The following is a 20,739-nucleotide window of genomic DNA, read 5'->3' on the forward strand; positions in this document are numbered from 1 at the left end:
GTCACTCCTTTATATTATTATACTATCATTTAGGTGTATTTTTAAAAGAACAATCTTTCATAAGATTAAAATGAAAGCGTTTTGATTATGTGCTTGATCAGGAATATAATTAAAAGCGTAATAATTAACGAAGAGGTAGGGATACATGGGGAAAAGATATCACATTGGTTTAGATATAGGGACGAGTTCGATTGGCTGGGCCGTAATGGATGATGATTTTAAAATCATGCGGGTCAAAGGTAAAAAAGGAATTGGGGTTCGGTTATTTGAAGAAGGAAAAACCGCTGCAGAAAGGCGTGGACACCGGACAACGAGGCGTCGCTATAGTCGGAGGAAATGGCGTCTTAATCTATTAGAAGAGATATTTGATCCAGAAATAGCAAAAGTTGATCCAACTTTCTTTGCGCGATTAAAAGAATCAAATCTGTCACCAAAGGATGATAGAAAACAATATAGCGGTAATTTAATTTTTCCTGAAAAAGCCAAAGAGGAGATTAGAGAATGGACGGAAAAGTATCCGACGATATATCATCTTCGAAATGCTTTAATGACGGAAAATCGCCAATTCGATATAAGGGAAGTTTTTCTTGCTTTGCATCATATTGTTAAATATCGTGGTAATTTCCTGTTCAATGGTAATTTTCAAACTGGAGAAGTTAATTTATCGGACCGTTTTGATGATATTAATTCTGCTTTTATTAGTGCATGTGGCGAGGAAGAAGCTCCTCAGATCCCTAGTGAACTATATAACGACATTCAAGAATTACTTTTTGATAAAAATACCAGGAAATTAGATAATCAAAAACAATTAGCGACAAAACTTTCGCAAGATAATGATAAAGACTGGTCTACTCAATTTAGCAAGGCTCTATTTGGTTATAAAACTAAATTTAAGGTTGTCCTTCAATCTAATGAAGATTTAGATGATTTTCAACTAGATAGTGATGATGCTGATGACAAGATAGCATCAATTTCTGAGCAAATTGATGACGATCGTGGGAGTATTTTAGACAACATAAAAATTTTATATTCTCGGATAACATTAAACGAGATTGTCCCTGATGGGAAAACACTTTCTCAATCAATGATTGAAAAGTACAACTTGCACCGTGATCATTTAAAAGAAATAAAAGATCAATTAAAACATACAGATAATTGGGTAAAGTTTGACGACTTATATAGTCAATATGTAAATGGAAAATTAGAATCAGATCGGCATAAGAAATTATCTTCTGATGATTTTTACAAAAAAGTACTTACTTTGTTTGATGGTGAATTAAAAACACGCGTTAAAGAATGGCAGGAAAAAGGAGAATTCTTGCCAAAGCAGCGGACTGGTTCTAATGGAGTTATTCCGCATCAACTTCACCAAAATGAGTTAGATCAAATTATTGAAAACCAATCAAAATATTATCCTTGGTTAGCGACTCTCAACCCGAACGAAAAACGGCAACGAGTTGCTAAGTATAAGCTTAGTGAGTTAGTTGCTTTTCGGATCCCGTATTATGTGGGGCCTATGGTTACCAAGGATCAAAGTGATTTTGCATGGATGGTGAGAAAGAGTGACGAAAAAGAAATCACACCGTGGAACTTTGATCAAGTGGTGGACCGTGATAAATCGGCTGAAGAATTCATCAACCGGATGACTACTAAGGATACTTATCTAATTGGAGAAGATGTATTGCCTGCCAAAAGCCTCTTGTACGAGAAATTTACAGTGTTAAATGAGCTCAATAATATTAGGATTAATGGCAAACCTCTAACTACAGATGAAAAACATCAAGTATATCGGGATTTATTTCAGAATGCTAAGTCCATCTCGACTAAAAAGTTCCATAATTATCTTGTATGCAAATTAAACAAACCTAATCATCTAAACATTACAGGTTTTAGTGACCTAACCAAGTTTAACTCCTCGCTTGATTCCTACATTGATTTAAAGAAGATCTTTGCTGACCAAATTGATGACCAAAGCCTTCAAGATGATTTTGAGAAAATGATTCGCTGGTCAACTGTTTTTGAAGATAAACAGATTTTTGAGCGCAAGTTATCTGAAATTAATTGGTTAACTGATCAAGAGAGATCAGAAGTAGCTAAACTTCGTTACCGCGGGTGGGGGAGATTATCAAAGAGGCTCTTAGCAGGTATTCACGACGAGAACGGGCAGCGAATTATAGATGCCCTGTGGAACAGTCCGAAGAACTTTATGCAAATCCAAGCTGAAGTTGCCTTTAATAAGCAAATCAATGACCTTAATACAAAGGAACTTTCTGATAATAATGTAGAAGATGTGCTGGCTGACGCATATACTTCACCACAGAATAAAAAGGCGATTCGTCAAGTTCTATTAGTGGTTGAAGATATTCAAAAGGCAATGCATGGCGATGCTCCGACCTCGATATCACTTGAATTCGCACGAGAAGAGCAGGAAAGTAGTCGGACTAGAAGCCGGCGAGCTGCATTATCTGCAACTTATCGACAGATTTCAGATGAAATTGTTTCCGCAACTGTAAAAGGAGAACTTGGGAAGGCTACATCTATCTCTGACCGTCTATATCTGTACTTCACTCAAGGCGGGAGAGATATGTATACTGGTGAACCAATTAATATTGATGAGATTAGCCGTGGATATGAAATAGACCATATTCTTCCGCAATCCTTTATCAAGGACGATTCATTAGATAACCGTGTACTGGTTAAAGGTGCAATTAATAATGGGAAATCAGCCAATTATGTAATGGATCAATCTTGGGCACCAGATCGACTTGCTTGGTGGAAAAAGCTATTGGATAATCGATTAATTTCTCGAAAGAAGTACCAAAGCTTGACCCTTACTCCTGGGAAAATAAATAAGTATAGTCAAAATGGTTTTATTAATCGACAATTAGTTGAAACGCGTCAGGTTATTAAATTAGTTGCGAACATTCTGAATGATCAATATTCAAATGATGATACTAAGATAATTGTTGTCAAAGCAGCTTTAAACTCACAATTACGCGGATTCTTGGAATTGTTTAAAAACCGGAATATTAATGACTACCATCATGGGATGGATGCTTACTTATCAACGTTTATTGGGAATTATTTATATAAAAAATATCCTAAACTACGTAGCTATTTTGTTTATGGCGAATTTAAAAAATTTAGTGGGAAACAAAATTTAAAATCTTTTAATTTCTTGCATGATCTTGAAGATGACAGTATTAACATTATCAGTAACGATGATGGTGAAATTGTTGGGAATCATCATGAGATGATTGAAGAACTGGAAAAAGCTTATCAATACAAATATATGCTAGTTTCCAGAGAGGTTTTTGAAAAAACAGGTGATTTATTTAACGTTACGGTATACTCGCGCAAGGCAAAGAAGACCTTAATTCCAATCAAACAGGATAAACCTATTAATATTTATGGTGGCTATTCAGGGAATAACGATGCTTACATGGCGATCGTGAAGTTGCCTGGGAAAAAGGGAAAGCCTGATACTTATAAAATTGTAGGTATTCCATTAAGGTTCGCTGGTGAGCTTGAACGAGCTAAGCAATTAGGTGAGTCTGCGTACAGAGAAAAATTAAGTGCTGTCATTACACCTCAATTTACTAAAGAAAAGAAGGATCGAAAGACAGGGGAGATTACTAAGGTAGTGGATGATTTCGAGGTTGTTTTAGATAGGGTTCCATATCGTCAGCTATTTAAAGATTCGGATAAATGGTTTATGTTAGGCTCGGCAGCGTATCAATACAATGCAAAACAGCTAGTACTTAATAATGACGACGTTAAGTTATTAAATGAACAGGGAAGGAAAAAGCTTGAGCTGCCAAATGAAAAGCTTTCATCGGCTCTAAATGATGTATTTGACCATATCATTCAAATAATGAACTCTAAATTTGGTCTATACGATAAAAATGGCTTTAGGACTAAGCTAACGGAAGCTGCATCAATCTTTTATGATTTACCACTTAGAGCTGAGTACAATGGCAATAAAAAAGTCACTGATGGTAAGTTAGAAGTATTGGACAATATTTTAATTGGTCTGCATGCAGATCCCTCGTTTGGAAATTTAAAACAATTAAATATGTCGACTCCTTTTGGACAAATGCAGACAAAAGGAGGAGTAGTGTTGAATGGAAATTCAACATTGATATACCAATCGCCAACCGGATTATTTGAACGTCGTGTAAAACTTAAAGATCTATCAAAATAATGGTAAAGAAAAAGGGAATCGCGACTGCGATTCCCTTTCTTGTACCCATAACGAGTATCAAAAAGATAAACTTGAGAATAAATCTCTTGCTTGATTTTAACTCAGGACTTCAACTCAATAACCTCAAAAGAGTTGATGTTGGGAGCTACCCAACAATTAAATTATAAAACTAACGGAGGTTAGTTACAAGGGAGGAATTTTTATGGGGTGGCGATCCGTGGTGATTACCCAACACGCTAAAATATCATATTCGGCCAATATGATCATTGTCCAAACACGAGATGGGATTAATCAAATTCCAGTGTCTGATATTGACGTTTTACTGATTGACACGACGCAAGCGGTGATTACAACTGCAGTGATAGCGGAATTGGCGAATCGAGAAACAAAAATTATTTTTACTGATAAGCGTCATCAACCAATCACTGAGTCCGTTAATTATTATCCTAATAATCGGTCGGCTGAAATGTTATTGCGTCAGGTTAATTGGGATCAGAATCGAGAAGACATTTTATGGACAAAGATTGTTAGCTACAAAATAAGAAATCAGATCAAAGTTCTAGAAGTATACAATCAACCCACAGATGAAATTGAATCTGAATTGGATAAGTTAGAAGTTGGTGATTTAACCAATCGGGAGGCGGTTATTGCTAGAAAGTATTTTCCACTCTTGTTTGAAGATAAATTTTCGCGTCGAGATGAAAGTTCTGTTAATGCAGCACTTAACTATGGGTATTCAATCCTTTTATCGATGATGAATAAAGAAATTGTTACCAGAGGAAATTTGACTTATTTAGGGATCCATCATCATAGTAGCGAGAACGAATTTAATCTAGGGTCAGACTTGATGGAGCCATTTCGACCAGTAATCGATTACTGGGTAGCGGCGCAAAAATTTAATGAATTTACGCCAGATGTGAAGTATGGACTAGTTGACGCGCTTAATCTTGAAATTATTTATAATGGGCAAAAAATGCTGTTAAGAAATGTGATTCCAAAGTATGTGCAGACTTGTCTAGATTACTTAGATGAAAATCGTGATGAACTTGAAATCGAGGTGGAATTTACTAATGAGGTACCGCATCATGCGCTTAATGGTCATGTTTGATTTGCCAGTTGAAACAAGTCAGCAACGTCGAGCATATCGAGTTTTTCGGAAGAAGTTAATTCAAGAAGGCTTCTTAATGATCCAATATTCAGTTTATGTTCGTGTCTGTGTAAATCGAAAAGCTGCACAATTTATGGAAAAAAGGATCAGTAACTTTCTACCTGAGAATGGATTGGTACAGACGCTAATGTTAACGGAGAAGCAATACAATGATATGCACTTTTTATTAGGTGAAGAAAAGGATGAAGTTCGTAATTCATCTGCTAGGACGGTGATCTTATGAAAGTGGTCTATGAAAGCCATCAAACGATTGATGTCAAACTAGGTAAGATTACGGTTTTAGCAACTAATAATCAAATAGTTTACTTAGAATTACTTCGCGGAATGAAAGATATGAATGAGTTGATCCATTTTTATGATGATGACTATAAAGAAGTTGATCATAACAAAGCGATGGATTGGGATGGCGATGTCGTTGCCGATTTAAGTTTGGAGAAAACCTATTCAACGGAAATAATTAAATATATTGATCAGTCATTAACCGACGAAGAACGACGTCAATTAGACCAAGCTGGTTTAGAATTCTATACGGCAATTCAAGATAAATTATTAATGGTAGATATACCATTAGAGGTTTCGTTTGATGGCGATATTAAGCGGATGATGAAGTATACACAAATTCATTTTCCAAAAGAAATCAATAATGATCCCTATGGTATAATAGAGGCAGATTTGAAGATCCATTTAGAATGTGATGATCAATCTATCATTGGGTTAACTAATGTCGCCCATTATTTAACTCCGGATCAAGTTAGCCATTTGGTTGAGATAAATGATCATTTACAAACTAAAGTTTTATTAGTAGAGTTCACAGAAAGTAGGAATCAGGACGCCTACCCAAACTGTGATTATTACTACATTGATGAGGATTTCGTTGATTGGGGTTCCAACTAAAATTAGATTCTGATTATAAAAGAACGGTTTTAGAAGGGCTTCAACTCAATGACCTCAAGACCCGTTAGGGCATAATCGTTTAGATGTGCTTGGTTTTAGAAGGGCTTCAACTCAATGACCTCAAGACCCACTGCTTGATAGACCTTATTATTTTTATTGTTTTAGAAGGGCTTCAACTCAATGACCTCAAGACCCACAAACATGCAAACACACCACCAAACACCGTTTTAGAAGGGCTTCAACTCAATGACCTCAAGACCTGTGTTCTATAAACAGACAATTTGTGTTCTGTTTTAGAAGGGCTTCAACTCAATGACCTCAAGACCATGTTTATACGGTTTGTGAAGGGTTAGGATGTTTTAGAAGGGCTTCAACTCAATGACCTCAAGACCCCCGCTGGCAGCACGAGGACGGCATCCTCTGTTTTAGAAGGGCTTCAACTCAATGACCTCAAGACCCACAAACATGCAAACACACCACCAAACACCGTTTTAGAAGGGCTTCAACTCAATGACCTCAAGACCTGTGTTCTATAAACAGACAATTTGTGTTCTGTTTTAGAAGGGCTTCAACTCAATGACCTCAAGACCATGTTTATACGGTTTGTGAAGGGTTAGGATGTTTTAGAAGGGCTTCAACTCAATGACCTCAAGACCCCCGCTGGCAGCACGAGGACGGCATCCTCTGTTTTAGAAGGGCTTCAACTCAATGACCTCAAGACCTCAAACGTGTTAAGACTGTGGTGTTCTGTTGTTTTAGAAGGGCTTCAACTCAATGACCTCAAGACCCAGTTCTTGATAGACCTTATTATTTTTATTGTTTTAGAAGGGCTTCAACTCAATGACCTCAAGACCCACAAACATGCAAACACACCACCAAACACCGTTTTAGAAGGGCTTCAACTCAATGACCTCAAGACCTGTGTTCTATAAACAGACAATTTGTGTTCTGTTTTAGAAGGGCTTCAACTCAATGACCTCAAGACCATGTTTATACGGTTTGTGAAGGGTTAGGATGTTTTAGAAGGGCTTCAACTCAATGACCTCAAGACCCCCGCTGGCAGCACGAGGACGGCATCCTCTGTTTTAGAAGGGCTTCAACTCAATGACCTCAAGACCTCAAACGTGTTAAGACTGTGGTGTTCTGTTGTTTTAGAAGGGCTTCAACTCAATGACCTCAAGACCCAGAACGGCCGTATCACTGTACCTTGAATCTTTGATTCTGGGCACAGTGATACGGCCTTAAATATAGTTATTCATTTTTATCATCATGATGATGCAACTCATGAAAGGTTTCTATATCCCACATGGTTTCTTCAATGTCACTCGGTTGATTATCATGTTGACGTTTAACTGGTGTATCTAGATCCATCCCCGTGATCCATTCAATAAACCACATAACACCCATGATCATTAAGAGTCCACAGAAGATAAGCCAGACAAGGCTCCATAGTTGAAGCCAAGTGATGAGGATAATAACTATAATCCCAGTAATGGTCCATCTCCGGTGCATGATCTTCTTCTTATCCTCTGGTTTCATCATAATCGCCCCCCTCGTGCATTTAATAATTAAACGTATTCTATATGTTTATTATACAATTTATTGCAAGCGCTTAATTAATTTTCGTATATAAAATTGAAACGCGTATTTAATGCGTGTATCATAAATTGCAGAAAGTGATTTGAAGATGTGCAACGCTTTAAATTAGAAAAATTATTTAGGCGAAATGGATGGTATCTTTATCGACACGGAGGCAATCATGATATATGGACTGATGGTCGGGAAAAAGAAAAGTTACCACGTCATCCAGAAATTAATGAAAGACTTGCAAGAAGCTTAATACATAAGCATCAATTAAAATAAGGTAATTTTAAGCGGAGGTGACTATATGTATAAAAAAGATAAGGTTGTTGTCTATCCCATTGTTATTAAGTATGAACCGGATGGCTCTGAATATCCTTATTTGGTAACGATCCCAGATTTAGATGGAGGTATGACACAGGGGAAATCAGTTGCGGATGCGATTGCGATGGCGGAAGACTTTATTGGCACAACAAGTTTAGATGAAGAATTACCACCATCAAATTATCTATTACCTAAAGTGGACGGGGATGAAATAGTTACTTTAGTTAGGGTGAATGTTTCCGAATATCGTCGAAAAAATGACAATAGGGTAGTCCGTAAGTCAGTTACCATTCCTAATTATTTAAATGAAATCGGAATGGAACAAAAGATCAATTTTAGTGAAGTCTTGACGAATGCCTTAAAAAATAAGCTTAACGTCTAATTGAAGACCCGTAGTTAAACTAAACAATCAGTATCAGTAAAATTATGTCGCTTTGCTCTAAAAGCGTGAAGGCTATGGCAACAAATCTAATTGTTGCCATAGCCTCATTAGTAATTTCTGTTATTGTTTTCCGTTTTGTCGATTGTATTCAGATTCTAACAACTTATATTCTGTTTTAGAATAATCATTCTCTCTCTTCAAAGAGTCAATATTAACCTGATACTGTTCGGGAAACTTAATGAACTCACCGGCCATTCGACGAATTCCAGCAGGGCATAGATAAGCTGGAGTGTTTCTTCCCTTTGGCCCGATTGACGGAGTAGCACCATCAAATAGTGGTTCACCAACCCTAATACCAAATAGTTTTTCTACTACTGCATTAGTTAATTGAATGAAATACGGTACACGAATCACCTTATATCCGTATGATTCGTAGAATGCTTGGTTGCTTTCATCTTTTTCCCATTGGTCTGGTGATGTATAGTGTGGTAAGCCGTCATATTCAACAATCATTTTCAGTTGTTCACTTCGATAATCAGGCCTTACACGACTTTTCTTTCCGTCATCCTTCAACAGTCCCGTTGTCTTATCATGGACCCAGTCATCGACATCTGGGAATATGACCGCTAAATATTCTTCCAAACCGGTCCGGCAGATACCAGTATCTTTATCAATACCAGCTTTATCTGCTAATTCTTTCGTTTCTCGAACAAATCCCCATTCTTTTACCATTGTTTCACTTCTCGTAAATTGTTAGTTATTGACGTATTAGTTCTTAGTAATTAGTTTAGATCAATCAGCCGATACGGAGGTAGTGATCCGTGAAATCAAATATTAGGCGCACGGGTTTGGTGGTGATCGTTTGTGTACTGATCATGCGGTTAGATAGGATTGTCCTAGCTCTCACGAGTATGTACCTAGCGATCAAAAAAGCTAACCACGACAATAGTCGTAGTTAGCTTACCCAACTCGTGTCTCAATCACGATTGAGAGGTAACGGAATGCGCCCGTTGCCTCTCTTTTCAGTTGATATAATATCATGAGATTGAACTTAATCTCAAGCAAATTATTTTTAATGGTAGAACTTAATTTAGAATTGCAATTTTCGTCAAAGTCCATCTTCGGCACCCGACAGATTTTCAGATCTATGCGTGATCGCTGCACAGATCAAAAAATATGTCCTGTCTTAAAAACGGGAAATTTGATTTTTCACCTTAGTAAAGATCATCCAATCAATTTTATGAACATTTTAGCGTGCTCGTCCGATGAGATTAAAGAAATTGTAGTATACTAATATTAAGAAATCCCACTACATGTCAGGCAGAATTTACTGCGGGCAGTAGTGGGCTTTTTAGTTCTAAATTCAAAATCTCTTCTCTAAACAACTTATAAATATGGCGACTAAAGGATCAGAAAGGAGCTACTAATGGTAAAATTCGATGCAGACTCACATCTAAGTGATCTCATTCAACCAGCTGAGCTATATGACTGGATTTTCAATTCGAAATGGAAAACGCAAAGTTTAGAAATGGTACATACGGATTTATTCCTCCTAAAATATCCGGATGGGGAGATCTTCCTGGCCGACATGGGAAATGATAGGATGACTTCCACATATTTGGGCAACAAGGAAGGCGATCTCCAAACGATTGTGACTAACCTATGGGAATACATTGAGATTAACAAAGATGAAATTGTCAAACGGGTTCAAGCAACTAACCGGCTTGAAGATCAAATGTATAATTCGAAGCCTAAAGAATAAGCATTCGCTTAAATCGCTAGCAATGATAGCGGTTTATTTTTTTGCCAGCAACATGCTCAAATTAGCTTGATACAAGTCACTAAGCTTGCGAGGGGAAGATTATGCATAGCAAACGTTGGGGCCTGAATATTCTTTTGATTATCGCTTTTGTCGCCGTGATTAGTGGGATCCTATCTCAATATCATTGGCGTTTTCCCTATGGACAGGAATTGTTATCCGAACGTTTTTCAACCACCCAAGCCATCAAACAACCATCTATAATCACCAATCAGGTGGCTAAACGAACGGCCCAACTAGCCATTTTTCGCCTACCAAACGAAACCAAATTAATCTTTGACTATCAAGCGGCCGATAGTCTTCAAAATGAAGGCGGGGCACCGGTTACTAATGCGACCTTGATTCCTGGATTACGGGGGACCCGGAGTATTATTACTTTATCTCAGCAAGTGGGAATTAGCGGCGGATTGGTTCCTCAAGGGATCGCTTATAGTCCTAAATACATTTTCATCTCAGCTTATGATGGAGCATACAAAGTTAATTCCGTCATTTATGTAATTAACCGTCAGACTATGCGCTATGAAAAGACCTTGGTCCTCCACGGTCAACCGCATACTGGTGGGATTGCCTACGACGCCGATCACCAACGCCTTTGGGTATGTGGTTATAGTCATCGGGAAGCGACTTTATTCAGCATTAACTTAGCGACTATTGAACATTATCAATTTAAGAGTCAGCATCAGCCGATTCAGTATGCTTCCTTAACCTACTTACCCCAACTGAAACGGTCGTCGCAGGTTACTTATTATCAGCACCGTCTTTATGTGGGTTACTTTAGTAAGGGGGGATCGCGGCCGCCTGCAAGCATATCGGCTCAACACGAATGGCTTCTTAGCAGGCCATCAGAGTCAAACAAGCAAACAATTCGGGAAGGTTTCTATTGCGACTTCGACAGTTTTGAACCAAACCTGCCCGACCCAAATCCAAGGGATGACAATTGTGGATGGCATGATCTTAATGTCGCAATCCTACGGTCATCAAAGTTCAAAACTCTATGTCTTCAAATTATCAAGGCGGGCGAACGCCTATACTAAGAGCCAGGCTTTAAAGATCATCAAGATGCCACCAATGATGGAACAGATTGGCAATGAAGATGGGCAGTTATATGCCGTCTTTGAATCGGGTGGTCGGCGATACCGAGATAAATATGGGGTCGGGGTGGACCGGATTCTGACCTTTGATCTAACGACACTCCTAAATAATGAGGTGACGCGATGAGTAAGCATAAATTTAATCTGCCGGCTTCTACGCAGTGGATTCTGCTGATTGGGATGGGGGCCTTGGTTGCGACGATTCTCAATACCGACAATCCGATCATGCGCTATTATAACGTGCCCCGGGATTTGTTCTTATCCGAAGGAACGACCGGGGACTACCTTTATATCATTGGCTTAGCGCTGTGCTTGTTTCTAGTCGCTGTGGTTCTTCGTTGGATGTTAGTTGGCAGTGATCAGCCACAAAGACGCGCTTTTAAGTGGTGGCAATATGGCCTGGCCTTAATCGTAACCATCATGGTAACGATCGGGTTACAAGGCTATATGGCGCTATATCCAGACCCAGCTTTATTGCTGGTACCGGATACCACCAATGATTTACAGTATCTCAATGTTTACTACTGGACCTTGATCGCGGTAGTGAACTTGGCCTTTTTTACTTGGGCTTGGCTTCTGGCAATGTCAGCGAGCCAGTTGTTAGCTCGGCAACACCTTTCTTGGGTTATTCAACTGGTTGTTGCCATCGTGATCTTTGCGACCGCTCGGCTAATGAATATGGATGGTTCCTATGGTTATCAATTGGTGGTGAATCTCTTGATGGTGCTGCCGTTACTCGTGTGGTCCATTTATACTCGGCGGATCTGGACGGGCTTGATCAGTTTATGGGTCGTTTATGAGGCAGTGATCTATTTACTCTTTATAACGCGCTAGCGATACGGAGGAAGTTTTATGATTAAAACGGTTTTGCAAGGTGATTTTTACACGGCGGTTGATCCACAGACCGTGGCCTATCATGCCCAAGCCTTAATCGTCATTGATCAAAGTGGCATGATTGAACGGATTATCGAATCAACGGACGCTGATTATCAAACTAGTCGACAAGCGGCGCAAATTAAAGATCAGTTAGTAGAAGTACCGAAAGGCCAAGTGATTTTACCCGGCTTTATCGATCTGCATTTACATGCTCCCCAATGGCCGCAAGCGGGCCTAGCCTTGGATAAGCCACTAGCCAATTGGTTGAATGATTATACTTTTCCCTTAGAAGCAAAGTATCGGGACCTTGCCTATGCTAAACAAGTCTACCCAGATCTAGTCCAGAATCTTTTAGCCAACGGGACGACGACAGTGCTCTTTTTTGGGACGATCCATAATCCAGCTAACTTAGTTCTAGCGCAAGCTTGTATGGATCATGGCTTGCGCGCTTTAATTGGTCGGGTGGCGATGGATAATCCTGAACAAACGCCAGATTATTATCGAGACGCGTCCAGTCAAGTAGCCTTGCAGGCCACGGAAGACTTTATTCAACAATTAACGGCGCTTGGGCAAGGCCAAGCTTTAGCCCCAATCCCAGTCATTACCCCACGCTTCGTGCCATCATGTACGCCAACGACCTTACAAGGACTTGGGAAACTAGCGGCGCAATATGATCTCCCGATTCAATCCCATTTGAGTGAGAGTGATTGGGAACACCACTATGCGATTGAACATTACGGTCATCATGATGCCAATGTTTTGGATCACTTTGGCTTACTAACCGATCGGGCGGTTATGGCACATGCCACCCAATTGACTTTGACAGATGAGCAGTTGGTGGCGGATCGACATACGGCGATTGCCCATTGTCCAATTTCCAATGCTTATTTTGGGAATGGAACCTTAGCAACGCGCCGGTTAATGGATCGTGGTATTAAGCTAGGCCTGGGATCCGATATTTCGGGCGGTTACTCGGTATCACTTTATGATAACCTTCGCCAAGCCGTCACGGTTTCACAAATGCGAACGGATGGGGTTACTAATCAAGATCAAGGGGAAGCTGATGCTAGGATAAGTATCCGAAATGCTTTTTACCTCGCCACGGTTGGAGGTGGACAAAGTTTGCATCTACCAATTGGACAAATTGCACCAGGCTTCCAAGCTGATCTACAGTTGGTTCAAGAACGACCACTGGCACCGAGCGATCCGATTGAACGCTTGGAACGTCTCTTATACCAAACCCAATCGAATCATATTCAGGCGGTAATGGTAAATGGGGATTTTGTCAAAGTTTAATTAAAAGTAGTCAGTCGAACAAATATTCGATATAATAAAAAGCAGGTTAGGTCATAGGCTTTGCAACCCTAAGACCTAACTTAGTGGAACTAATGGAACACACCAACTTACCTTTCACTCATCATCACACGGAGGTAAGTTCGGGTGAAATTTTTTGGTTGGGGACACGGTTTGCTAGCGATTTTTGGTCTGCTAGTGTTACGGCTGGATAAGATAATTCTAGCGGTGGCAAAAGCATATCAATTAATCAAAAAAGCACACCATGATTATCCATCATGATGTGCTAAAAACAAAACGTGTTCCATCCACGATCGAGGGGTAACGGGAGACAGCCGTTGCTCCTCTTTTCGTTTCTAATCTTAACAAAAAAAGCTCGCTAAAACAATGAAAAATCGGTTGATATATAATGAATATTAACAAGCTGACAACGGGAAACCATGCATTTTACGAATTAAGTATGGTAAAATAGCATTTGATGAGTGTTCAAAACTGAAGAATAATCTCTAAAGGAGGAACTTATCGTTTGACTCAACATCACGTCAATCCCGAGAAGCGGTGGCTATCGGTCTTAGGGGATACGATGCCATTATGTTTGAGCTATGCCCCGATCGGGTTAGCCTGCGGGATTTTGCTTCATGCTGCTGGTTTTAATTTTATTATGGCCTTTTTGGTCTCAATATTAGTCTATTCCGGTGGGGCACAATTTATTTTGGCGTCCATGCTAGTCATCAATGCCCCCTTATCGACGATCTTCATGACGATCTTCTTCTTGGAGATGCGGTATGCCTTACTAGGATCGAGTTTATCCAAGTATCTGCATGAAGATAAGCCCTGGGATGTCTTCTTATTTGCCTTTTCATTGAATGATGAAAATTACGCAATTAACTATTTAAAATACGCCACTGATAAGAACTGGACGATTAAAGATGCGACCATGGTGGAGCACTTTGCTCTGATTTCTTGGACTGGTGGGAATTTAATTGGGGCTTTAGTAGGAAGTACCGTTTCCATTGATCTGGATATTATTGAGTTTGCCCTGACGGCATTGTTTATCTACATGCTGGTCATGCAGGTCCGGAATCATTTGACTTTACTGATCTGTCTCTTGGCGGGAGCTTTATCAGTCCTTTTCCTCGTCTTGATTCAAAATACCCTTGGCTTGATTATCTCCACTCTAATGGCCTCCTTAATCGGGTTTGCGGTGGAAGATTACGTGCGCAAGCATAGTAAACACCCGAAACGGACCTGGATTTTGGGAGAAATTTTCCGGCCATCAACGATTCGGCAAACGGTTGAAGACAAGCGTAAGAAGCAAGATCAGTCGCAAGAGGCTGCTAATCATTAGAAATTAGGTATTTGAGCAGAATGGATTTTTTAAGCACATCTACGGTAGTTGCAGCTGCCAATCATGATTATAAATTTCATATCTTAGTAATTATTATTGCGGCGCTCGCAGCCTTTGTTCCGCGTTACTTCCCGATACTTTTCTTTACGAATCGGAAGTTGCCGGAATGGTTTAATGAATGGATGAAGTATATCCCCGTGAGCCTGTTTGCCTCCTTGGTGGCACAACGGCTTTTCTTGGATTCTTATAAGGTCGTTACTGATAAGTTCACCTTGTTTGGCCATCAATTAATCCTGTACGGTCATTTGGATCACATCATTGCTGGATTATTTGTATTGTTGATCGCTTACTTTACGCGATCAATGGTTTTATCCGTTATTTTAGGATTAATCTTAGTCTTCATCTTTGCTAGTTTTATCTAACAAGCGTTGGTAGTTCAATTGAGCTACCAGCGCTTTTTTAGAACAGAGTTATCGAGGATCGAGCAAGGTCATTAGGGAAAGTAGGCTTGCTTAATGTTTGGAGAAGTTTGAGACCTTCAGGAGATAATTTTTGCTGAACGGCTAAAACTTGTAATTGGCTTGATGGCTTGGTGCTGATTAGTGCCAGATTTGATATTTACGAGCGTTTGGTCGATTAGTCTTTGTTCGTTTGCTGGCAAGGTGATTTGAGATAGGTAGGTTGATAAATCGTTCATGACTTTCTCCTTTTTGATTAAGTATAGGCTTGTTGCTATGAAGAGACACAATTTGCAAGTTCCGTTCAATTTCCGGCATTTTCCGTTAGCTGATCGAAACGTTATTAACGCTCACTGCACCAAATTCGACGTTCACTGCATTTTGAAAAATTTTGCTTGAATTCAATTTATAATAATCATGAAAAGAAAGGAAGTGGACACGATGAGGACTAATAACTATCGGGGATTAACTGATGCCCAATTGACCGAAATTGTCGGTGGACGCATTTTAACGAGATTTAAGCAATTCATGATTCAACGTTGGGAAAATATTGTCAGAAACTGGATTGACGGCTTTAATTCTAGTCCATTCCATTAGAAGGGAGTGAGAAATTATGTTAAAGAAATTATCAGATCAAAAATTGAAGAAGGTTATTGGCGGTAAAAATATTTGGTGGTATGTTGGTTATGGATACGCAAGTGCAACCGAATCAGCCAGGCGGAATCCATCAATCAATATGAATCACTTCTTATTTACTCAACCAAAATAGGAGGTAAATATCATGAAGTATCAACGAATTGATGATAAACAATTATTAAGGATCGTTGGCGGCGGATTGATTCAAATAGGATATGATGTCATAAAAGACTTATGGAAACATCGTCAAGACTATATAAATGGATATAATAGTAGTCCATTTAATTAAGAACAATGGGAAAGCCTTCAGTTCTTTAGGTGTTGAAGGTTTTTCCCTATATAGAGGTGTTATGATGAAAAAGTATAAAACGTTATCTAATCAACAGCTAACGAAGATTTTAGGAGGATACGGCGTTAAATTCTACCTACGTATTTGGCCAAAAAGAAAAACGAGATGATGGGTATTCAATCACAACAGTTTATAGCCGATTATTTGGACATTCTATATCTTTTTATTATTGTAAGAGCGGTTATAGGTCGTTTGAAATTTAAAGACATTTTAGAATGGGTGATATTAGCTGTTTTTTTACAAATAGCTGCATATGCAATTAGTGAAGTTATATCTTTGATTGCAATCTTGATAGATTCATATGTTCGAGGTTATAGAAAGGAATCTAAAGATAGAGCAAAATTTGAAGCTATAATAACTATGATTGTTTTACCCACATATTTAATGTTTGACAATACATTATCTGTATATTTGTGGATTACCAATAGTAACGCTCTGATTACTATTATTCTTGAAAGCATTCTTTTTATAGTATCAATAATCTTTATTATTCATTATAAAAACAAAATAGCCAATTTTATATTGAAGACTAGAAGTATAATCCCTTCAATTAACGGATTATTAAATCTAACTTGTATCTTCTTTATAAGTTCTTTAGCAATTTATGTTTATAGTGAAAACGTGACGATTTCCTTAATTACGGTGTTTGGTTATACGGTTGTTTATTATCTTATTTGGTTAATTATGTTCATGTCAGTTTTCATGATGCTAAAGGAATATAACGATAATTTAGATTTACACTTGCTGAAACAAAAGTACGAAGATACTATTAATCTTAACCAAGCTGTTAGTCAACAATATGAACAGGTTCGACATCGCCAACATGACATTAAGAATCTACTAATCGATTTGCAGGGGCAGATTAAGGCTAACCAATCAGATACGGCCTTGAAGATGATTCAAGATCAACTTGAAGCTACACCGGAAATTACTATGATGCCTGAAGTAGAAGCTAATCTGAATAAGATTACCTCATCAGGGATTCAAAATGTAATTCGACGCCATTTATATGAAATCTTAGCAGTTGGCGCTAGTGTCAACATCGAAGTATCGGCTATCATTAATTTCTGTTTAGAAGATGAGATCAAATTAGCGCGAATCATCGGAATCCTATTGGATAATGCTCGTGATGCTTTAAAAGACCAAGAAAATGGGGTCTTTCAATTATCTATGTCACGGTTTGATGCTGAGACGGTGGTTCTAGCGGTACGGAATTCGATCGATCAATCGGTTGATGTCAATCAAATGATTAAGAACAAATTCTCCACTAAGGACAATCACCACGGCTATGGGTTAACTAATATCCGGGAGATTGTAAATGGCGATGATCATTTTAATTTAGAAATTGAAACTAGTGAGCATTTTGTCACTGTTGAATTATATATGCGAGGGGCGCGCTAGTGTTATCAACCATTATTCTGGAAGACGATCTCCATCAATTACATGTCATCGAGGAGATCGTTAAGAACCGAATCGTGATTAATCCGACGCCGCATGAATATGACATGCGGGTTGATTTAGTGACGGCAAATCCAGATGAAGTGGTGCAATTTATTCAGGCTCACCAAGCTTATTGTTTAATTACAGACATTGATTTAAAACATAAATTATCGGGAATTGATGTGGCCGAAATTGTCCGCAACAATTCTCGTTTTTCAGAAATTATTTTTGTGACGGCCTTCGGTCAATATTTACCATTGACGATTACTCGCCATGTGGAACCCTTAGATTTTATTTTCAAAAGTGACGCTGAGGGACCAATGCCCCAACGCTTACGAGAAACCATCGATGAGGCTTACGGGCGCTATTTGAAGTTTATTGCAACTCCCGAACGTGAGGTGGAGCGGATTGCCTATCATCCCACTAAGGGGTTAGTGAAGACGGTCGCTGTTGATCAGCTTTTTTATATTCAAGCGGTCAAGGGAAAAAGCCGGCTGATTTAAATCGTTGGTCGAAATCTGCACGTTGAAACCCACGGGGAATTAGCCAACTATGATGATACGAGTTTGCTGAAAGTCAATCGCGGGCTGGTAATTAATCCAGCCAATGTCGTGGAACTTGATACCAAAAATCGGCGGGTGTACTTTGATCAGGAACATATTGTGGCATGTGACATCAGTTTTCGCCACTTAAAAGAACTCCGTAAGCATCTGGACGAGGATGTGATGAAATGAAATACGCTGCCTATGTCGCCCAAGTTGATGAATCTGATTGTGGTGTCGCATGTTTAGCGATGATTCTAAAACACTATGGTAGTGATTACCCGATTGCCAAGTTACGGGATTTAGCTCGAACTAACCAGGAGGGAACGAACGCCTTAGCACTAGTGAAGGTGGCGCAAAAATTGGGTTTAGCCACCCAAGCGGTGCAAGCGGATTTAGCGATTTTAGACGACCCAGAAATCAAATTTCCTTGGATTGCCCATGTTGTTAAGGACGGGGTTTTTCTGCACTATTACGTTATTTTTGGTGCGGATGAAAATCAGGTATATGTGGCCGATCCAGATCCAAAAGCTGGGGTGCATAAAATGGCGCGGGCTGATTTTGAACAAGAATGGTCAGGAGTAGCGCTTCTCTTTGAACCAAGTGCAGATTATCAAGCCCAAGCAGTCACCATGACAACTTTAAAAGATAATTTTCGTTTGCTAAAACCCTTTCGTGGAACTTTAGCGTTAACTATTTGTTGGTCGATCCTGATTTCCGTGATTAGCATTGCTGGATCATTGTATCTGCAGATGTTGATTGATGACTTAATTCCCCGTCACCGTGTGACCCTGTTGCTGATTGTCAGTCTGGGGATGATCATTGCCTACCTCATTTATGCGATTTTGTCATACCTGCGGACGATGATTTTGATGAAAGTCAATATGAAGGTGGCTGGACGGATTAATCTCGATTATTTACGGTCGGTTCTGCACTTGCCTTTGCGCTTTTTCATGACTCGCAAGACGGGAGAGATTCTATCGCGCTTTAATGACATTAGTAAGATTATCGACGCCTTATCTAGCACAGTGGTTACCATCTTTTTGGATGCTGGAATGCTAGTACTGATTGGGCTATTTATGGCTTGGCAAAATGGCCCCTTATTTTTAACGACTTTAATTAGTGTGCCAATCTATATTGTTTTAGTAGCAATTTTTAACCGACGTTACACCAAATTAAATTATGATCAGATGGAAAGTAATGCTCGTTTGAACTCATCAATCATTGAAAGTATTCGTGGAATTGAAACGGTTAAAGCTCTGAATATTACAGACCGTTTGGATGAACAAATTGATCAACAATTTCAAAGTTTTCTAAAGCAAAGCTATCGTTATACGCAAACCGAAACCTTTCAGGCGGCCATCAAACTCTTTTTACAATATGGCTTAACGACCGTCATTTTATTAGTTGGGTCACTTCAGGTAATGAGAAACCAATTAGCCCTAGGTCAATTGATGGCCTTTAACATGTTGCTGGCTTTTTTCATTGAACCCTTACAAGATATTGTCAATTTGCAGGCTAAACTAAAAACAGCCCAAGTCGCAAACCAACGCTTAAACGAAGTGTTGGTAATTGAACCAGAATCGTCAGAGGGGCTAGCGTTGGGTGATGCAACCTTAAGCTTGGATGTTGACCAAGTAAGTTTTGCCTATACTTATGGGTATCCAGCATTGCGTGATGTGTCTTTGAGTATTCAACCAGGGGAGAAGTTAGCCATTGTTGGCCCGAGTGGCTCGGGGAAATCTACCTTAGCTAAACTAATGGTGCGCTTTTTAACTCCCGATCAAGGATCCATCAAAGTTAATCAGCGTGATATCAGGTCCTTGGATCTCGCTGATTTACGCCGCCAGGTTGGGTATGTCCCCCAACGATCCCAATTATTTTCAGGAACGATTGCGCAAAATTTACGCTTAGCTAATCCTGACTTGACCCTAGAGGAATTAAGCAGGGCTTGTCGTTTGACGCAAATCGATGCTGATATTACTAAGCTACCGCTAGGTTATGATACCTTGATTGATGAAGAATCTAATACTTTATCGGGCGGGCAAGTCCAACGCTTGGCAATTGCCCGGGCCCTCCTTAACCATCCGCAGATCCTGATTTTAGACGAATCGACGAGCTCCTTGGATCCCTTAACCGAAAATGAGCTCCTGCAAAGCTTAATGGCTTTACCTATGACAATCGTGCTGGTTTCGCACCGGCTAAATGTGACGACACACTTTGACCGAGTGGTTGTCCTAGACCATGGTCAGGTCGTACAAGACGGTCAACCGGAAAACCTGCAGCAGGTCGCCGGGCTGTATCAACAGTTATTAGGACAATAAATGAAGCTGA

General features: G+C 39.4%; 24 protein-coding genes and 1 CRISPR repeat array. Of the genes, 21 read left to right on the forward strand and 3 right to left on the reverse strand.

The annotated features are described in order from the left end of the window. The first annotated feature begins 145 nt into the window (after window positions 1-145). The 4 genes from cas9 to csn2 all read left to right on the forward strand — a co-directional run bounded on the left by cas9 (window position 146) and on the right by csn2 (window position 6,266). The gene (gene cas9 / locus FC60_RS06275; RefSeq protein WP_056937585.1) at window positions 146-4,204 is read left to right on the forward strand and encodes a type II CRISPR RNA-guided endonuclease Cas9; all 4,059 of its coding nucleotides are present in this window, start codon (window positions 146-148) and stop codon (window positions 4,202-4,204) included. 202 nt (window positions 4,205-4,406) lie between these two features. Continuing rightward, window positions 4,407-5,312, forward strand: a complete 906-nt coding sequence (gene cas1 / locus FC60_RS06280; RefSeq protein WP_056937586.1) for a type II CRISPR-associated endonuclease Cas1 — start codon at window positions 4,407-4,409, stop codon at window positions 5,310-5,312. After that, window positions 5,290-5,595 (forward strand): CRISPR-associated endonuclease Cas2, encoded by a 306-nt coding sequence (cas2, locus tag FC60_RS06285; protein WP_007122265.1) that lies wholly within the window; start codon window positions 5,290-5,292, stop codon window positions 5,593-5,595. The genes cas1 and cas2 overlap by 23 nt, the downstream gene beginning before the upstream one ends. Then, window positions 5,592-6,266, forward strand: a complete 675-nt coding sequence (csn2, locus tag FC60_RS06290; RefSeq protein WP_056937587.1) for a type II-A CRISPR-associated protein Csn2 — start codon at window positions 5,592-5,594, stop codon at window positions 6,264-6,266. The genes cas2 and csn2 overlap by 4 nt, the downstream gene beginning before the upstream one ends. Before the next feature lie 25 nt (window positions 6,267-6,291). After that, a CRISPR array of direct repeats spans window positions 6,292-7,450; the repeat unit is 37 nt; unit sequence TGTTTTAGAAGGGCTTCAACTCAATGACCTCAAGACC. Between the two features lie 67 nt (window positions 7,451-7,517). Here csn2 and FC60_RS06295 read toward each other — a convergent pair. Continuing rightward, on the reverse strand, window positions 7,518-7,808 hold the full coding sequence (locus tag FC60_RS06295; protein WP_056937588.1) for a hypothetical protein: 291 nt from the start codon (window positions 7,806-7,808) through the stop codon (window positions 7,518-7,520). Between the two features lie 147 nt (window positions 7,809-7,955). Here FC60_RS06295 and FC60_RS09470 point away from each other — a divergent pair, with 147 nt between their 5' ends. Continuing rightward, window positions 7,956-8,129 carry a type II toxin-antitoxin system HicA family toxin gene (locus FC60_RS09470; protein WP_123383099.1) on the forward strand — a complete coding sequence of 58 codons (174 nt, stop codon included), beginning with the start codon at window positions 7,956-7,958 and terminating at the stop codon, window positions 8,127-8,129. A 25-nt stretch (window positions 8,130-8,154) separates the two neighbouring features. Further along, window positions 8,155-8,553: a type II toxin-antitoxin system HicB family antitoxin gene (locus tag FC60_RS06300; protein ID WP_056937589.1), complete on the forward strand. Its 399-nt coding sequence runs from the start codon at window positions 8,155-8,157 to the stop codon at window positions 8,551-8,553. 120 nt (window positions 8,554-8,673) lie between these two features. Here the strand turns inward: FC60_RS06300 and FC60_RS06305 are convergent, their stop codons facing one another. Then, on the reverse strand, window positions 8,674-9,285 hold the full coding sequence (locus FC60_RS06305) for a DUF559 domain-containing protein (RefSeq protein ID WP_056937590.1): 612 nt from the start codon (window positions 9,283-9,285) through the stop codon (window positions 8,674-8,676). Window positions 9,286-9,979: 694 nt separating this feature from the next. On the opposite strand from FC60_RS06305, the gene FC60_RS06310 reads away from it, so the two are divergent. From FC60_RS06310 to FC60_RS06335, 8 genes are all read left to right on the forward strand, one after another. Beyond that, window positions 9,980-10,315 carry a hypothetical protein gene (locus tag FC60_RS06310; protein ID WP_056937591.1) on the forward strand — a complete coding sequence of 112 codons (336 nt, stop codon included), beginning with the start codon at window positions 9,980-9,982 and terminating at the stop codon, window positions 10,313-10,315. A 101-nt stretch (window positions 10,316-10,416) separates the two neighbouring features. After that, on the forward strand, window positions 10,417-11,406 hold the full coding sequence (locus FC60_RS06315; RefSeq protein ID WP_056937592.1) for a YncE family protein: 990 nt from the start codon (window positions 10,417-10,419) through the stop codon (window positions 11,404-11,406). A gap of 34 nt (window positions 11,407-11,440) precedes the next feature. Continuing rightward, window positions 11,441-11,590 (forward strand): hypothetical protein, encoded by a 150-nt coding sequence (locus tag FC60_RS09475; RefSeq protein ID WP_153672875.1) that lies wholly within the window; start codon window positions 11,441-11,443, stop codon window positions 11,588-11,590. After that, entirely contained in the window at window positions 11,587-12,297 is a 711-nt protein-coding gene (locus FC60_RS06320; protein ID WP_056937593.1) for a hypothetical protein, read from the forward strand. The genes FC60_RS09475 and FC60_RS06320 overlap by 4 nt, the downstream gene beginning before the upstream one ends. Before the next feature lie 18 nt (window positions 12,298-12,315). Beyond that, entirely contained in the window at window positions 12,316-13,635 is a 1,320-nt protein-coding gene (gene guaD, locus FC60_RS06325) for a guanine deaminase (RefSeq protein ID WP_056937594.1), read from the forward strand. A gap of 144 nt (window positions 13,636-13,779) precedes the next feature. After that, window positions 13,780-13,914 carry a hypothetical protein gene (locus FC60_RS09760; RefSeq protein WP_268871579.1) on the forward strand — a complete coding sequence of 45 codons (135 nt, stop codon included), beginning with the start codon at window positions 13,780-13,782 and terminating at the stop codon, window positions 13,912-13,914. A 244-nt stretch (window positions 13,915-14,158) separates the two neighbouring features. After that, window positions 14,159-14,980: an AzlC family ABC transporter permease gene (locus FC60_RS06330; protein ID WP_082601360.1), complete on the forward strand. Its 822-nt coding sequence runs from the start codon at window positions 14,159-14,161 to the stop codon at window positions 14,978-14,980. Between the two features lie 20 nt (window positions 14,981-15,000). Beyond that, on the forward strand, window positions 15,001-15,402 hold the full coding sequence (locus FC60_RS06335; RefSeq protein ID WP_056937595.1) for an AzlD domain-containing protein: 402 nt from the start codon (window positions 15,001-15,003) through the stop codon (window positions 15,400-15,402). A 116-nt stretch (window positions 15,403-15,518) separates the two neighbouring features. Here the strand turns inward: FC60_RS06335 and FC60_RS09480 are convergent, their stop codons facing one another. After that, on the reverse strand, window positions 15,519-15,677 hold the full coding sequence (locus FC60_RS09480; protein WP_153672874.1) for a hypothetical protein: 159 nt from the start codon (window positions 15,675-15,677) through the stop codon (window positions 15,519-15,521). Window positions 15,678-15,879: 202 nt separating this feature from the next. Between FC60_RS09480 and FC60_RS09485 the strand changes: the two genes are divergently transcribed. From FC60_RS09485 to FC60_RS06350, 7 genes are all read left to right on the forward strand, one after another. Continuing rightward, window positions 15,880-16,035 carry a hypothetical protein gene (locus tag FC60_RS09485; protein ID WP_153672873.1) on the forward strand — a complete coding sequence of 52 codons (156 nt, stop codon included), beginning with the start codon at window positions 15,880-15,882 and terminating at the stop codon, window positions 16,033-16,035. Window positions 16,036-16,051: 16 nt separating this feature from the next. After that, entirely contained in the window at window positions 16,052-16,207 is a 156-nt protein-coding gene (locus tag FC60_RS09490; RefSeq protein WP_123383101.1) for a bacteriocin, read from the forward strand. Window positions 16,208-16,219: 12 nt separating this feature from the next. Beyond that, a complete protein-coding gene (locus FC60_RS09495; RefSeq protein ID WP_153672872.1) occupies window positions 16,220-16,363 on the forward strand; it encodes a hypothetical protein in 144 nt (47 codons plus the stop codon). A gap of 681 nt (window positions 16,364-17,044) precedes the next feature. Then, window positions 17,045-17,824, forward strand: a complete 780-nt coding sequence (locus tag FC60_RS09310) for a GHKL domain-containing protein (RefSeq protein ID WP_056937596.1) — start codon at window positions 17,045-17,047, stop codon at window positions 17,822-17,824. Further along, on the forward strand, window positions 17,824-18,366 hold the full coding sequence (locus tag FC60_RS06345) for a response regulator (RefSeq protein WP_056937597.1): 543 nt from the start codon (window positions 17,824-17,826) through the stop codon (window positions 18,364-18,366). The genes FC60_RS09310 and FC60_RS06345 overlap by 1 nt, the downstream gene beginning before the upstream one ends. A gap of 15 nt (window positions 18,367-18,381) precedes the next feature. Then, the gene (locus FC60_RS09315; protein ID WP_268871580.1) at window positions 18,382-18,597 is read left to right on the forward strand and encodes a LytTR family transcriptional regulator DNA-binding domain-containing protein; all 216 of its coding nucleotides are present in this window, start codon (window positions 18,382-18,384) and stop codon (window positions 18,595-18,597) included. Continuing rightward, window positions 18,594-20,729 (forward strand): peptide cleavage/export ABC transporter, encoded by a 2,136-nt coding sequence (locus FC60_RS06350; RefSeq protein WP_056937598.1) that lies wholly within the window; start codon window positions 18,594-18,596, stop codon window positions 20,727-20,729. Before FC60_RS09315 ends, FC60_RS06350 begins: the two co-directional genes overlap by 4 nt. The last annotated feature ends 10 nt before the right edge of the window (window positions 20,730-20,739 follow it).

Source organism: Limosilactobacillus gastricus DSM 16045, from assembly GCF_001434365.1.
Classification (GTDB): Bacteria; Bacillota; Bacilli; order Lactobacillales; family Lactobacillaceae; genus Limosilactobacillus; species Limosilactobacillus gastricus.